At 60.8% G+C, this 14,292-nt stretch carries 12 protein-coding genes, 2 rRNA genes and 1 pseudogene (1 of these 15 only partly in view); 4 read left to right on the forward strand and 11 right to left on the reverse strand.

Going from position 1 to position 14,292, the window contains the following annotated elements; all coding sequences use genetic code 11:
• Window positions 1–28: 28 nt before the first annotated feature.
• The 4 genes from ACYU03_RS16825 to ACYU03_RS16840 all read right to left on the reverse strand — a co-directional run bounded on the left by ACYU03_RS16825 (window position 29) and on the right by ACYU03_RS16840 (window position 3,729).
• The gene (locus tag ACYU03_RS16825; RefSeq protein WP_461885773.1) at window positions 29–1,177 is read right to left on the reverse strand and encodes a PQQ-dependent sugar dehydrogenase; all 1,149 of its coding nucleotides are present in this window, start codon (window positions 1,175–1,177) and stop codon (window positions 29–31) included.
• Between the two features lie 30 nt (window positions 1,178–1,207).
• Window positions 1,208–1,534, reverse strand: a complete 327-nt coding sequence (locus tag ACYU03_RS16830) for a hypothetical protein (protein ID WP_461885774.1) — start codon at window positions 1,532–1,534, stop codon at window positions 1,208–1,210.
• Window positions 1,535–1,650: 116 nt separating this feature from the next.
• Window positions 1,651–2,616, reverse strand: coding sequence for an agmatinase (speB, locus tag ACYU03_RS16835; protein ID WP_461885775.1), 966 nt, complete (start codon window positions 2,614–2,616; stop codon window positions 1,651–1,653).
• 33 nt (window positions 2,617–2,649) lie between these two features.
• Complete coding sequence (locus tag ACYU03_RS16840) at window positions 2,650–3,729, reverse strand: extracellular solute-binding protein (RefSeq protein ID WP_461885776.1); 1,080 nt, start codon at window positions 3,727–3,729, stop codon at window positions 2,650–2,652.
• 103 nt (window positions 3,730–3,832) lie between these two features.
• On the opposite strand from ACYU03_RS16840, the gene ACYU03_RS16845 reads away from it, so the two are divergent.
• On the forward strand, window positions 3,833–4,723 hold the full coding sequence (locus ACYU03_RS16845; RefSeq protein ID WP_461885777.1) for a LysR family transcriptional regulator: 891 nt from the start codon (window positions 3,833–3,835) through the stop codon (window positions 4,721–4,723).
• Window position 4,724: 1 nt separating this feature from the next.
• On the opposite strand, the gene ACYU03_RS16850 is transcribed toward ACYU03_RS16845, so the two are convergent.
• The 3 genes and pseudogenes from ACYU03_RS16850 to ACYU03_RS16860 form a co-directional block, all read right to left on the reverse strand.
• Window positions 4,725–7,169, reverse strand: a complete 2,445-nt coding sequence (locus ACYU03_RS16850; RefSeq protein ID WP_461885778.1) for a TonB-dependent receptor — start codon at window positions 7,167–7,169, stop codon at window positions 4,725–4,727.
• A 155-nt stretch (window positions 7,170–7,324) separates the two neighbouring features.
• Complete coding sequence (locus tag ACYU03_RS16855; protein WP_461885779.1) at window positions 7,325–8,206, reverse strand: FecR family protein; 882 nt, start codon at window positions 8,204–8,206, stop codon at window positions 7,325–7,327.
• 4 nt (window positions 8,207–8,210) lie between these two features.
• A pseudogene (locus tag ACYU03_RS16860) lies at window positions 8,211–8,717 on the reverse strand (RNA polymerase sigma factor); the annotation flags it as partial.
• Window positions 8,718–8,850: 133 nt separating this feature from the next.
• Between ACYU03_RS16860 and ACYU03_RS16865 the strand changes: the two are divergent.
• Entirely contained in the window at window positions 8,851–9,339 is a 489-nt protein-coding gene (locus ACYU03_RS16865; RefSeq protein ID WP_461885780.1) for an LEA/WHy family protein, read from the forward strand.
• 36 nt (window positions 9,340–9,375) lie between these two features.
• Here ACYU03_RS16865 and ACYU03_RS16870 read toward each other — a convergent pair whose 3' ends face one another.
• The gene (locus tag ACYU03_RS16870) at window positions 9,376–9,642 is read right to left on the reverse strand and encodes a hypothetical protein (RefSeq protein WP_461885781.1); all 267 of its coding nucleotides are present in this window, start codon (window positions 9,640–9,642) and stop codon (window positions 9,376–9,378) included.
• Window positions 9,643–9,773: 131 nt separating this feature from the next.
• On the opposite strand from ACYU03_RS16870, the gene ACYU03_RS16875 reads away from it, so the two are divergent.
• Window positions 9,774–10,094: an ElaB/YgaM/YqjD family protein gene (locus ACYU03_RS16875; RefSeq protein ID WP_461885782.1), complete on the forward strand. Its 321-nt coding sequence runs from the start codon at window positions 9,774–9,776 to the stop codon at window positions 10,092–10,094.
• A 59-nt stretch (window positions 10,095–10,153) separates the two neighbouring features.
• On the opposite strand, the gene ACYU03_RS16880 is transcribed toward ACYU03_RS16875, so the two are convergent.
• Window positions 10,154–10,765 carry a MiaE family protein gene (locus ACYU03_RS16880; RefSeq protein WP_461885783.1) on the reverse strand — a complete coding sequence of 204 codons (612 nt, stop codon included), beginning with the start codon at window positions 10,763–10,765 and terminating at the stop codon, window positions 10,154–10,156.
• Between the two features lie 155 nt (window positions 10,766–10,920).
• Here ACYU03_RS16880 and ACYU03_RS16885 point away from each other — a divergent pair, with 155 nt between their 5' ends.
• Entirely contained in the window at window positions 10,921–11,784 is an 864-nt protein-coding gene (locus tag ACYU03_RS16885; RefSeq protein ID WP_461885784.1) for a universal stress protein, read from the forward strand.
• A gap of 221 nt (window positions 11,785–12,005) precedes the next feature.
• Here ACYU03_RS16885 and rrf read toward each other — a convergent pair.
• Both rrf and ACYU03_RS16895 read right to left on the reverse strand, forming a co-directional pair.
• Window positions 12,006–12,121: ribosomal RNA gene (rrf, locus tag ACYU03_RS16890) — 5S ribosomal RNA — on the reverse strand.
• A gap of 130 nt (window positions 12,122–12,251) precedes the next feature.
• Window positions 12,252–14,292 (reverse strand): 23S ribosomal RNA (locus ACYU03_RS16895); it runs 850 nt beyond the window's last position.

Here is a 14,292-nt window from a genome sequence, read left to right on the forward strand (position 1 = left end):
CAGCGTCATCGGCTCACCTCAAAAGCCCTTATTCCTCCTGCAGGCCCACCTTGAGCAAGGCCCCATCCTTGGCGTCGGTCAGCACATAGAGGAATCCATCCGGCCCGACCCGCACGTCACGGATACGTGCATTGAGGTCACCCAGCAGGCGTTCTTCGTGCACGATCTTGTCACCGTCCAGTTGCAGGCGAATCAACTCCTGGGTCGCCAGCGCGCCGATGAACAGGTTGTGATCCCAGGCCTTGAACCGGGGATTGTCGTAGAAAGCCATGCCACTGATGGCCGGGGACTTTTCCCAGACATGGTGCGGATCGACCATACCGTCGACATGCTTGCCCTTGGCTTCGGGGATCGGCAGCAGCGAGTAGTTGATGCCATGGGTAGCGATCGGCCACCCGTAGTTCTTGCCGGGCTCCGGTATGTTGATCTCGTCGCCGCCACGCGGACCATGCTCGTGGGTCCAGAGTTTGCCGGTCCAGGGGTTGAGCGCCGCACCTTGCTGGTTGCGATGGCCGAACGACCAGATCTCCGAGCGTACGTCCTTCTGCCCGACGAAAGGGTTGTCCTTGGGCACCTCTCCATCGGGCAGAATGCGTACGACCTTGCCCTGCAGCTTGTCCAGGTCCTGGGAGGTCGGCCGCTGGTTGTTCTCGCCCAGGGCGATGAACAGGAAGCCATCGCGATCGAATACCAGGCGCGAGCCAAAATGGTTGCCATCGGAGAGCTTGGGCTCCTGGCGGAAGATCACGTTGAAGTTCTCCAGCCGGGCAAGGTCTTCCGACAGTTGCCCACGGCCGACCGCGGTACCGGCCTTGCCGTTCTCGCCTTCTTCGGCATAAGACAGGTAGACCGTGCGGTCCCGCTTGAAGTCGGGTGACAGCACTACATCCAGCAAGCCCCCCTGGCCCGTGGCCCAGACCTTGGGCACGCCATTGATGGCTGGACCGACTTTGCCCTCTGCATTGACGATTCGCAGGTTGCCCGGGCGCTCGGTTACCAGCATGCCCTGCCCGTCGGGCAAAAAGGCCAAGGCCCAAGGGTTGCGCAGGCCGTCGGCGACGGTGCTGACGGTCAGTTGCCCCTCTTCGCTGGGAAACACCTGCTCAGAGGCCGCCTGCGCCAGCACCGGTACAAGGGCCGCAGCGGCAAGGGTGGTCAACCAGGTACGTGGAATCATGCATGGTTCCTTCCAGTAGGAGGACGAGGATCACGGCGCGCGTTGCGAGTCGCGAGGCGGCCGGATGGGTTCCAGGCGTGGGGCCTGTTGTTCTCGGCGCAGATTTTCACCATTGCCGATGCCGCGGTTGTCCAGGGTCGGTGGCCGCGGGTTGGGCTGGGTCGAAGGCCCCCGTACCGGCGGCGTAGCCGGGACGCTGCCCTGACGGCTGTTGGGGTTGGCACGTTGGATCGGGCTGTTGTAGGGGTTGTTGCTGTCGCTGGCCGCCAGAAGCGGCGGCGACGCTGCTGGCGGTGCCGCTTGCACGTTGGCGCATAGCAGCAGTCCGATGACAAAGGCCGGCAGTGTAGGATTCATGCTTCACCTCCTGCGCGAAAAGACGCATCCAAGCGTTGGATAGCCTACGGCGCGACAGGTTCGCAGCAAAACCCCGATTTGCCCCGGAGATAATTCCTGATGTTACAGCATAGCCGTTAGCCAGCCCGGTCAACCTTGTGGCGCGCGGCATACAGACAGAGCATCTCCATCGCCAGGGACGCCCCGGCCAAGGCGGTGATATCGGCATGGTCATAGGCCGGCGCCACCTCCACCAAATCCATGCCCACCAGGTTGATACCCCGCAGTCCACCGAGGATTTCCAATGCCTGGACCGTAGTCAGGCCTCCGCACACCGGCGTGCCGGTGCCGGGGGCGTACGCCGGGTCAAGGCAATCGATATCGAAGGTCAGGTACACCGGATGGTCGCCCACCCGCTGGCGGATAGCCGCGATTACCGCCTCGGTGCCTTGGCGATGGACCTGCCGCGCATCGAGGATGGCGAAGCCTTGGCTGTCATCGTTGGTGGTTCGCAGGCCGACCTGTACCGAACGTGCAGGGTCCACCAGCCCCTCGCGGGCGGCATGCCAGAACATGGTGCCGTGGTCGATGCGCTTGCCCTCCTCGTCCGGCCAAGTGTCACTGTGCGCGTCGAAATGGATCAACGCCAGGGGGCCATGGCGCCGGGCATGGGCCTTTAGCAGCGGGTAGCTGATGAAATGGTCGCCCCCCAAGGTCAGCATCGCGCAACCAGCGTCGAGGATCCACGAGGCATGGGCTTCGATGCTGTCCGGAACCGTCTGTGGCAGGCCCGAATCGAAAGCGCAATCGCCGTAGTCGGTCACCGCCAGATGGTCGAATGGGTCGAAATCCCAGGGCCAATGCCGGGCCCAGGCCTGTTGCACCGACGCTGCGCGGATCGCCCGCGGCCCGAAGCGCGCTCCAGGGCGGTTGCTGGTGGCGGTGTCGAACGGCACGCCGCTCACCACCACATCCACACCGCGCAGATCTCGGCTGTAGCGGCGCCTGGAAAAACTGGTGATGCCGGCGTAGGTGCTTTCCGCAGCCGTGCCGTACAGGCTGTCGCGGGTCAATGCCTGGTCGTTGTTCTGGGCGTGCTCCACGGTCTAGCTCCTTTTTGTCTTTGGCGTCATGGGTTACTGGCGGCTACGGAACGCCGTCCACAGGCGGTTGCGCTGGCGCAGGTCGGACAGGGCCATGCTGCGGTCGGCATACAGGCGCTGACGTACTTCAGCGGAGGGGTAGATGTCCGGGTCGTTGCGCACCGCTTCATCCACCAGGGCCGTGGCCGCGTGGTTGGCATTGGCGAAAAACAGCGTGTTGGTCAACGCCGCCACCGAGTCGGGCCGCAGCATGAAGGCGATGAAGGCCCGGGCCGCCTCGGGATGCGGCGCATCCTTGGGAATCACCAGGTTGTCCTGCCAGACCAGAGTGCCTTCACGGGGAATGCGATAGACCACCTCGAATGGTTTGCCGGCACGCTGGGCCTGGTCGGCAGCCATCGCCGCATCGCCGTTGTAGGTCAGCGCCAGACACACGCTGCCGTTGGCCAGGTCGTTGATCTGCCGACCGTTGGCCACATAGCTGATCGAAGGTTGCAACTGCCTTAGCAAGGCTTGGGCCGCGTCGAGGTCGACCTTGTCCTGGCTGTAGGGGTCCTTGCCCAGGTAATGCAGGGTCAGGCCGATCACTTCCTGGGGCGAGTCGGGCATGGCGATCCCGCAGGCCTTGAGCTTGCTGGCGTATTCGGGCTTGAACAACAGGTCGAGGCTGTCCAACGGCACATCGCCCAAGCGCTGGCGTACAGCCTCCACGTTCACGCCCAGGCCGAGAGTCCCCCAGGTGTAAGGCACGGCGTACTGGTTGCCGGGGTCGACCTCGGCCAGCTTGCCGAGCAGGTCCTGGTCGAGGTTGGCATAACCCGGCATGGCCTGGGCGTTCAAGGGCTGCAAGGCCCCCGCTGTCAGGGCTCGGGCCAGTACCGTGGAGGACGGCACCACCACGTCATAGCCGCTGCCGCCGGTGAGCAGCTTGGTTTCCAGGACTTCGGTGGTGTCGAAGGTGTCGTAGCGCACCTTGTAGCCGGTTTCCTGCTCGAAGCGCTGCAAGGTTTCAGGGGCAACGTAATCGGCCCAACTGTACAGGTTGACGACCTTGTCCTCGGCCATGGCCGGCAAGGCCAACACCAGGGACAGAACACACAGCGACAGGCGCATATCGGACACCTCTTGAGTGGGCGGATACCGACAGCATGCCTGGCGAGGTACATTACAAAAATGGCAAGTCACTCAAGCTGACATTCATCAGGAGCAATGTGTGATGCTCGGACAACTGCACGACCCCGACCTGCACCTGCTGCGGCTGTTCGTCACTGTAGTCGAGGCCGGTGGCTTCAGCGCCGCCCAAGGCGTGCTGGGCTTGAGCCAGCCAAGTATCAGCCAGCAGATGGCACGCCTGGAGACTCGCCTGGGGTACCGCTTGTGCAGCAGGGGCAAGAGCGGATTCCGTCTGACAGCAAAGGGTGAAGTGCTGCTCAAGGCGACCCGCGAACTGCTGGTGCAGATCGAGAGCTTCCGGCGCCAGGCCAATGGCGTGGCGGGCCGCCTGCTTGGCCGGGTGCGCATCGGCATCGCGGAGAACCAGGACAGTGCGATCACCCTGCGCCTGGCAAAGGCCATCGAGTGCTTTCGCCAGCGCGAGGAGTCAGTGCAACTGGAGCTGATCAGCGCGCCGCCGGCAGAGATGGAACGCTTGCTGCTGGAACAGCGCCTGGACCTGGCGATCAGCTACTTCTCCGGCAGCCAGGCGGCCTTCGATTACCAACCGTTGTTCGAGGAGACCCAGCGCTTGTTCTGCGCTCCCGGCCACCCATTGTTCGACTGCCCCGAGATCGACCCTGAGCAGTTGCTCGATACCGACCAGGTACGCCACCCCTACCGTTTCCTCAAAAGCGGCGAACCCTTCCAGAGCCGTCAGAGCTCGGCACTGGCCGAACAGATCGACAGCGCCCTGACCTTCATCCTCTCTGGCCGGCACATCGGCTACCTGCCTTGCCACGCCGCCGAGCCCTGGGTTGAGCGGGGATTGCTGCGCGCGCTCGACCCCGCCCTGGACTTCAGCGTGCCCTTCACCCTCGCCCGCCACCGAGCCCAGGTTCCGAGCGAGGCCCAGCAGGCATTCAATGACGACCTGCTGGCGGCCTTCAGCTGAATCAGTAGGCCAGGTTCCAGGTCAGGGTGTAGGTACGCCCGCGTCCCTGGTAGTCATAGAGGTAGGCCGGCCCATAGGTCGGTGAATAGAACAACGTCGCACGCTGGCCCCAGACAGTGCTGTACTGCTTGTCCAGCAGGTTCTGGATACCGGCGCTGAAGGTGCCGAAACGGGTATCTTGACTGCCCAACAGGTCGAAGGTGGTGTAGCCGCTGATCTTGTGGTCGGCATCGTCCTTCAAGGTGAAGGCATGGTTGGCCTGCAGGCGTGCGCTGCGCCCATCGCCCTTCCAGCCGACGAAAGCGGTGGACTTGGACAGCGAGGCGTAGCGAGCATCGCGCTTGATCCAGTCACCGTCGGCATCTTCCTCTTCCGAACGCACCAAGTGCAGGCTACCGCCGGCCTCCCAGCCGCTCTGGAAGTGACGGGTCAAGGCACCCTCGAAGCCGAAGTCACGGCTCTTCTGCTCTTCGACATCGATGGTCAAGGTCGCCGAATCAGTGGTGATGACCTTGTCCGACCAGATGTAGTACACCGCCGCCTGGGCATCCCAGTCCAGGTCGGCATAGCGCCAGCCCAGCTCGACCTGGCGGCTCTTGATCCCGGCCAGCGGGTTGTCTTCGACGCTCAGGCCCGGCTTGCCGTAGTACTTGGCGGGGTCCGGCAGGTCGAAACCTTCGCCGTAGTTGGTCCACACTTGGTGGCCATTCTTGAAGTCATAGATGGCGCCGATATTGAACAGATTGACCTGGTAGTCGTTGCTCCCGCCCGGCACGCCCTTGAAGTCGCTGACGTCCACGTCCATCTGCTGGCGCCGGGCGCCACCGGACAGGGTCAGGTTGTCGGTCACCCGCCAGTCCAGCTGAGCGTAGGCCGAAACACCGTCAACGCGGTAGCTGGGATAACGCGGCGCCTTGCTTTGCTTGACCAGGTCCAAGCCACCGCTCTCGGACGAAGTCAGGGCGTCGAAGGTGGTCTGCTCGGCATTGAAACGTTCACGATCCAGGTCGACACCATAAGTCAGCTTGAGCGTATCCCACTGCTTGGCGAACAGCGCCTTGAGACTGCTGACCTCGAAGTTTTGCTGCGAGGCAGCGAAGTACACCCCGCGCGACCCGGTCGGCGTGCCGCTGTTGTAGTAAGGGAACGGATAGAAGTTGTCGTCTTCCTTACGGTACGAGGCCTGCAGGTAGAAGTCCTGGCCCAGTACGTCGGCGTGATGGTAGTTGGCATTGAGGAGCAGGCGCCGGGTGCGCGGCTCCAGGTCCGAGGAGTAGCCGCTGCGCAGCTCGGCGTCTTCCAGATCCGAAGGCGCGTTGTGGTTCAGGTTGGGAAAATAGATGCCGGTGCTGCCATGGTTGCCGGAGTCATAGTATTGGGCCAGGAAGTCCAGGCTCTGCTCATCGGTGAGCTTGATGCCAAGGCTGCCGAGCACATCGATGGTGCGGTTGTATTGCAGGTCGGTCTGGGTGTTGTCGATGAAAATCTGATCCCCGGCCCCATCGTAGAAGGCCTCGTTCTGTTCAGCCGAAATGCCCAGGCGTGCGTTGACCCGTTCGTTGCCGCCGCTGATCGACTGGGCAATGCGAGTGGCCAGGTCGTCACTGTTGTTGAAGCCACTGCTGGCCCCCAACTGGGTCTCGAACCGGGCAGGGCCAGCCTCACCTTTCTTGGTCACGATGTTGATGATGCCGCCGGTGGCACCGCCACCATAGATAGCGCTGGCACCCGACAGCACCTCGACCCGCTCGACGTTGAACGGCGAGATGCTGTCGAACTGGCGCGATAGGCCGCGCGAACTGTTCTGGCTGACGCCGTCGATCATCACCAGGACATTGCGGCCACGCATGTTTTGGCCGTAGTTGGTACGCCCTTCCGGTGCCAAATCCAGACCGGGCACCAGCTTGCCGATGGCCTCCTTGAGACTCACGCCACTGTCGATCTGCTCACGCAACTGCTGCTGGTCGACCACCCAGACAGTGCCGGGGATCTCGCTGATCGCGGTGCTGGTGCGCGAGGCCACGCTGACCTCGATCGGCTTGAGGTTGACGCTCTGCGTCGCCGGCTGGGCCTTGCGCAAGATCACGGTCTTGCTGTCGCTGAAGCGCCAACTCATGCCGCTGCCGGCCAGCAGCTGCTGCAAGGCTTGTTCGATGCTGTAGTTGCCGATCAGGGCCTGGCTCTGCAAGCCGGCCACATCACTGGTGGTGTACAGCAAGTGCAGTCCAGCCTGGTCGGCAAACTCGGTCAGGGCTTGGTCGAGGGACTGGGCGGGCAGGTCCACCTGGACCTGGCGCGCCTGAACACTGGCATCCACGGCAGGCGTGGCCGCCTGGACCAGCAATGGACCGGCCAGCGTGGCAACGGCAGTGCAAGACAACAGGGCATGTTTGAAATAACCGCCACAGCGGTGCAGGGGCTTGAGCGTAGCCTTCACAATAAGCATCCAGACAAGTCGTAAATGAGAATAGGTTGCTGATCAGTCTCACTACGACGATCTGGCACTTAGGAACTTGCAGTGCCGGTTAGAATTTTTTTCAGATTTTTCGGATGTCGACTTCAGGACCGCTGCGTGGATGCTGAGACTGCAAGCCCCGGGTGTCAGTAGACCACTGCCAGCCAAGGCAGGTAGGTCACTTTCAGGGCATACCGCTGCTCCAAAGTACGCAGCAGCCCTTCGGGGTCATTGAGATCGAACACGCCACTGACCTTCAGCGCCGCCAGCTTCGGATCGGAAATGAGGATGCGCCCGTGCTGGTAGCGCTCGAGTTCTGCCAGCACTTCGGCCAGCGGTTTGCCATTGAAGATCAGCTTGCCACGCTGCCAGGCGGTCAAGGCCCGGGCATCGGGCGACGCCTGCAGCCGCCGCTCGCCGACCCGGGCCTCGCCTTGGGCTAGCACCACCGTGTTGCCCTGAGCCTGGCGACGTACGCTGAACACAGCCATGTCACCCTGCACGGGCTCGCCTCCCGCATCGACGACAAAGGGACGGGGATCGCTGGCGGTCTCGAACAGGGCCTCGCCGGCCTTGAGCACGACCTTGCGCTGGCTGTCGCTGAAGGCGACCGACAGGGCGCTGCCGCTGTTGAGGGTGACCCGCGAACCATCCGCCAGGGTGATGCTCTGCCGCTGACCGACACTGGTGTGGTAGTCAGCCAGCCAGGCCGGTGCCTGTTGCCAGCCGCTGTAGCCTGCCACCGCCAACACCAGGCAAGCAGCCAGCGCCGTGCCCCAACGTCGCCGACGCGGTGCCGAAGGTGCTCGAAAGGCATGGGCGCTGTTGGTCTGGCCGATATCCTGCCACAAGGCTTCTGCCTCACGGGCCGCCTCGCCATGGGCCGGGCTCAGCTGGCACCAGCGCAGGTAGCGCTCACGGTCGCTGGCCGTGGCACTGCCGGAGTGCAGCAGCACCTGCCAATCGAGGGCATCATCGGACAAGTCGCTCATCGGCTGCGGCACGGACATGGCAAGGGCATCAGTCATGGTTGTGTTTGAGCCAGTCGCGGCAATGGCGCAAGGCCTGGCCGATGTATTTTGCCACCATGCTGTCGGAAACGCCCAACCGTTGTGCGATCTGCGCCTGGGTCAGGCCTTCGATGCGGTTGAGCAGCAAGGCCTGGCGGGCATTGTCGGAAAGTTGCAGGAGGGCCTCGTCGAGCATCTCCAGGCGTTCGCTGGCCAGTAATGCCGCCTCGGGTGCCGGAGCCGGACAGGCTACCTCCCCCGCCAACTCGCTGTCGCCGAGGTTGGCTGCCTGGCGTTGCTCCCGGCGCAGGGCATCGATCGCCAGGTTGCCAGCGACACGGAAGATGAAACTGCGCGCATGCAGCACCGGTACCGCCTGCTGCTCGATCTTGACCAGCTTGAGGTAGGTTTCCTGGGCGACGTCGGCTGCGCGCTGACGATCGTTCATGCGCCGGGTCAGGAACTGTAGCAGGTCATCATAGTGCTCCTGGAAGCTTGCCAGCAGACCGGACACGGGGGACGTCAGCATGAATAAGTGGAAGGCCAGTAAGAGGAATTATCGGGCGTTAATGAGAAACAGTATCTTTCATTATGGCCCGCACTTTCAACGTCGCCGTGCATTTGCCACACTCGACGTCCCCCTCTCGTCAAGGCCTGCCCACATGCCCGTACCACTGCACCGCTTCATCCGCTTCTGCCTGCTCCTGCTGCTGGCCGGCGGCCTGAATGCCTGCTCCCTGTTCCAGGCCCGTGATCCGCTGAACATCAGCGTGATCGGCATCGAGCCACTGCCCGGCCAGGAACTGGAGTTGCGCATGGCAGTGAAGATCCGCGTACAGAACCCCAATGAAACCCCGATCGACTACAACGGCATCGCGCTCAATCTAGAAGTTAATGGCCAACAGCTGGCCGCTGGGGTCAGCGACCAGCAAGGGCGTATCGACCGTTATGACGAGCAGGTGCTGGTGGTGCCGGTGAGCGTCACGGCATTTGCCGTGCTGCGCCAGGCCTATGGCCTGAGTCGCCTGGAGTCACTGCAGGGTCTGCCCTACGTGCTGCGGGGCAAGCTGGCGAGCGGCCCTTTGGGCACCGTACGCTTCACCGACCGCGGAAAACTGGACCTGCCCCAAGGCGGCAGTTCCACGTGGTGAAGTCTGGGGCAGCAGCCCTGGAGATGTTTGCTTGAACTACCTGCTGGCGTTGTTCGCGGCTGCCATCAGTTTATTGACTTCACTGCGCACCATGTTGGCGTATTCGGGCGGGGACATGCCGTCCAGCTCAGCCCGGACCCATTCGGCCCACTTGCCTTTGCGCCGGGGTTTCTCGGAAATCAGCCGGGCTGCTTCGCCCTTGGCCTTGCCGAGGTTGTTCTGCCAGAGCTCGAACAGGCGGGCCTTCTCTGATTCGATCTGCGCGCGTTCGGCGAAGCTCCTGTTGGCCAGATTGAAACTCATGGGGATGTTCCTACCGCTGGAAAATGGGGGCTATCTTACACTGTAGCGGTCACCGTTCGGTACGCCGCTGCAACTTTCCAGACCCGCCGGCATCCACTGCTCATTACCATCATCCCTACGAGGACGCGTCCATGGCCAGGAAAACCACCGTGCAAACCGAAAGCGAACAGATCAAGGATCAAGCGTTCAGCGAGTTGCAGGCGTTGATCGAAGAGTCGGAAAAGCTGCTGAACGACAGTGCATCGCTGGTCGGCGAAGAAGCCGAGACCTTGCGCGCCCAGATCAGTCTGAAACTGAGCCAGGCCCGCGATGCGGTCAATGGCGTGCGCAGCAAGGCACAACCGGTGGTCGAAGCTACTCAGGAGTATATCGGCGATCATCCGTGGCAAACGGTGGCCATTTCCGCAGGGCTCGGGCTGGTGGTGGGGCTGCTGCTGGGGCGGCGCAACTAACCCTAGTACGTCCCCTGGTACATCACAGGGAGCGGGCATTGCGCCCGCTTCCTTTTACTTCATTTCAGGACAGGAATACCGCTGTGGAAGCGGAACTCGTTGTCCGGTGTCGAAATCAACTCTGCTTCGGCCTCCCTTACCTGTTCCACGACACGGGCGATGTCCGCTTCGTCACCATACTGGTGGGCCAACTTCAGATAACCCTGGTAATGGCGCGCCTCGCTCTTGAGCAGGCCGTGGTAGAACTTGCCCAGTTCTTCGTCCAAGTGTGGCACCAACGCGGCGAAACGCTCACAGCTGCGCGCTTCGATGAATGCGCCAACCACCAGGGTATCCACCAGCTTGACGGGCTCATGGGCGCGCACCAGTCGGCGCAGGCCGGAGGCATAACGCCCTGCCGAGACCGGACGCAGTGGGACCTTGCGTCGCTTCATCAAACGCAGCACCTGTTCATGGTGCACCAGCTCTTCCCGGGCCAGGCGCGACATCATGTTGATCAAGTCGAGATGGGTATTGTACTTGGCGATCAGGCTCAAGGCCGTGCTAGCCGCCTTGAACTCGCAGTTCTTGTGGTCAATCAGCAGGGTTTCCTGGTCGGCAAGCGCCGCCTCGATCCAGGCATCAGGGGTGCGGCAACCCAGGAAGGCGTCGATTTCAGCAGTCAGGTACATAAACTCACAAACACAGGCCATCGGCAGGACCGGCGATTATACCGGGGGCGACGCCGATCACCAGTGGCTATGCTTTGATGTGTATCAAACTACGCTCAGAGGGGCGCCGACTATAGTCAGGCATTGGCCGTCATTTCCAAAGGGAGCACTCGTCCATGCAAACCGTCCGCAGCATTCTCGTCGTCCTCGATCCCGAGCACGCCCATAGCCGTGCCCTGACCAGGGCCAAACTGATTGCGGGCGTCACCGGCGCACGCCTGCACTTGCTGATGTGCGACAAGAAGCAAGACCACAGCGCCCTGCTCAGCCTGCTCTGCAGTCAGCTACATGATGATGGTTATGACAATGTCACCCAGGAACAGGCCTGGCATGACACCTTGCACGAATCGATCGTCGCTGTGCAGCAAGCCGAAGGCTGTGAACTGGTGATAAAGGAACATCGCCCGGATAATCCGCTGAAAAAAGCATTGCTGACCCCAAGCGACTGGAAACTGCTGCGCCAGTGCCCGTGCGCAGTGCTGATGGTCAAAACCGAACGCCCATGGACCGGTGGCGTGATATTGGCAGCCATCGATGTGGGTAACCATGATGAAGCCCATCGTCTGCTGCATGCCAATATCATCGACCATGGCTATGACATAGCCGCGTTGGCCAAGGGCGAGTTGCACGTGATCAGTGCCCACCCCTCGCCCATGCTTTCGTCAGCAGACCCGGTGTACCAGCTCAAGGAAAGCATCGAACAACGCTATCGTGAGGAATGCAGCGCATTCCAGGCTGAGTTCGATATCAGCGATGAACGCTTGCATATCGCCGAAGGGCCTGCAGACGTGCTGATCCCCTTCACCGCCAAGAAATACGATGCCGTGGTGACGGTGATCGGCACTGTGGCACGTGCCGGCATTTCCGGAGCCTTGATCGGCAATACCGCTGAGGTGGTGCTCGATTCGCTGGAGAGCGATGTACTGGTACTCAAAAGCGAGGAAGCGGCAGCGCATCTGACGGAGCTGGCGCGGGGGTGACTCCCGCCCGAATGTAGGGCGAGCTCTACGCCACCGGACCATGGACAGGGCCGCGAGGCTTTTATGTCCTGCTAGGGGGCCGCTGCGCAGCCCATCGCGACACAAGGCCGCTCCCACAGAGACAGACCAGCTCGGCAGCTGAGGGTGCAGCCCTGCCCTTCAAACCCCGGAAAAGACAAAACCCCTACCTGCTCGCGCAGATAGGGGTTTTGCGAAATGAATCTTGACGATGACCTACTCTCACATGGGGAAACCCCACACTACCATCGGCGATGCATCGTTTCACTGCTGAGTTCGGGATGGGATCAGGTGGTTCCAATGCTCTATGGTCGTCAAGAAATTCTGTTACCAGAACGTCCTGTTGGACACTCCAGTCAATTCGGATATGTGCATTTGTGGTCTTGCGAATCTTCGGCTGTTGCGTCTTCACCACCGCCATCTGCGTCAGCAAATTGCTTGGGTGTTATATGGTCAAGCCTCACGGGCAATTAGTATCGGTTAGCTCAACGCCTCACAGCGCTTACACACCCGACCTATCAACGTCGTAGTCTTCGACGGCCCTTCAGGGAGCTCAAGGCTCCAGTGAGATCTCATCTTGAGGCAAGTTTCCCGCTTAGATGCTTTCAGCGGTTATCTCTTCCGAACATAGCTACCCGGCAATGCCACTGGCGTGACAACCGGAACACCAGAGGTTCGTCCACTCCGGTCCTCTCGTACTAGGAGCAGCCCCTCTCAAATCTCAAACGTCCACGGCAGATAGGGACCGAACTGTCTCACGACGTTCTAAACCCAGCTCGCGTACCACTTTAAATGGCGAACAGCCATACCCTTGGGACCGGCTTCAGCCCCAGGATGTGATGAGCCGACATCGAGGTGCCAAACACCGCCGTCGATATGAACTCTTGGGCGGTATCAGCCTGTTATCCCCGGAGTACCTTTTATCCGTTGAGCGATGGCCCTTCCATACAGAACCACCGGATCACTAAGACCTACTTTCGTACCTGCTCGACGTGTCTGTCTCGCAGTCAAGCGCGCTTTTGCCTTTATACTCTGCGACCGATTTCCGACCGGTCTGAGCGCACCTTCGTACTCCTCCGTTACTCTTTGGGAGGAGACCGCCCCAGTCAAACTACCCACCATACACTGTCCTCGATCCGGATGACGGACCTGAGTTAGAACCTCAAAGTTGCCAGGGTGGTATTTCAAGGATGGCTCCACGCGAACTGGCGTCCACGCTTCAAAGCCTCCCACCTATCCTACACAAGCAAATTCAAAGTCCAGTGCAAAGCTATAGTAAAGGTTCACGGGGTCTTTCCGTCTAGCCGCGGATACACTGCATCTTCACAGCGATTTCAATTTCACTGAGTCTCGGGTGGAGACAGCGCCGCCATCGTTACGCCATTCGTGCAGGTCGGAACTTACCCGACAAGGAATTTCGCTACCTTAGGACCGTTATAGTTACGGCCGCCGTTTACCGGGGCTTCGATCAAGAGCTTCGCGTTAGCTAACCCCATCAATTAACCTTCCGGCACCGGGCAGGCGTCACACCCTATACGTCCACTTTCGTGTTTGCAGAGTGCTGTGTTTTTAATAAACAGTCGCAGCGGCCTGGTATCTTCGACCGGCATGGGCTTACGGAGCAAGTCCTTCACCCTCACCGGCGCACCTTCTCCCGAAGTTACGGTGCCATTTTGCCTAGTTCCTTCACCCGAGTTCTCTCAAGCGCCTTGGTATTCTCTACCCAACCACCTGTGTCGGTTTGGGGTACGGTTCCCGGTTATCTGAAGCTTAGAAGCTTTTCTTGGAAGCATGGCATCAACCACTTCGTCGCCTAAAGGCAACTCGTCATCAGCTCTCGGCCTTGAGATCCCGGATTTACCTAAGATCTCGGCCTACCACCTTAAACTTGGACAACCAACGCCAAGCTGGCCTAGCCTTCTCCGTCCCTCCATCGCAATAACCGGAAGTACAGGAATATTAACCTGTTTTCCATCGACTACGCTTTTCAGCCTCGCCTTAGGGACCGACTAACCCTGCGTCGATTAACGTTGCGCAGGAAACCTTGGTCTTTCGGCGTGGGTGTTTTTCACACCCATTGTCGTTACTCATGTCAGCATTCGCACTTCTGATACCTCCAGCAAGCTTCTCAACTCACCTTCACAGGCTTACAGAACGCTCCTCTACCGCATCACCTAAGTGATACCCGTAGCTTCGGTGCATGGTTTGAGCCCCGTTACATCTTCCGCGCAGGCCGACTCGACTAGTGAGCTATTACGCTTTCTTTAAAGGATGGCTGCTTCTAAGCCAACCTCCTAGCTGTCTAAGCCTTCCCACATCGTTTCCCACTTAACCATGACTTTGGGACCTTAGCTGACGGTCTGGGTTGTTTCCCTTTTCACGACGGACGTTAGCACCCGCCGTGTGTCTCCCATGCTCGGCACTTCCAGGTATTCGGAGTTTGCATCGGTTTGGTAAGTCGGGATGACCCCCTAGCCGAAACAGTGCTCT

The sequence above is a fragment of the Pseudomonas sp. X10 genome (assembly GCF_054889225.1).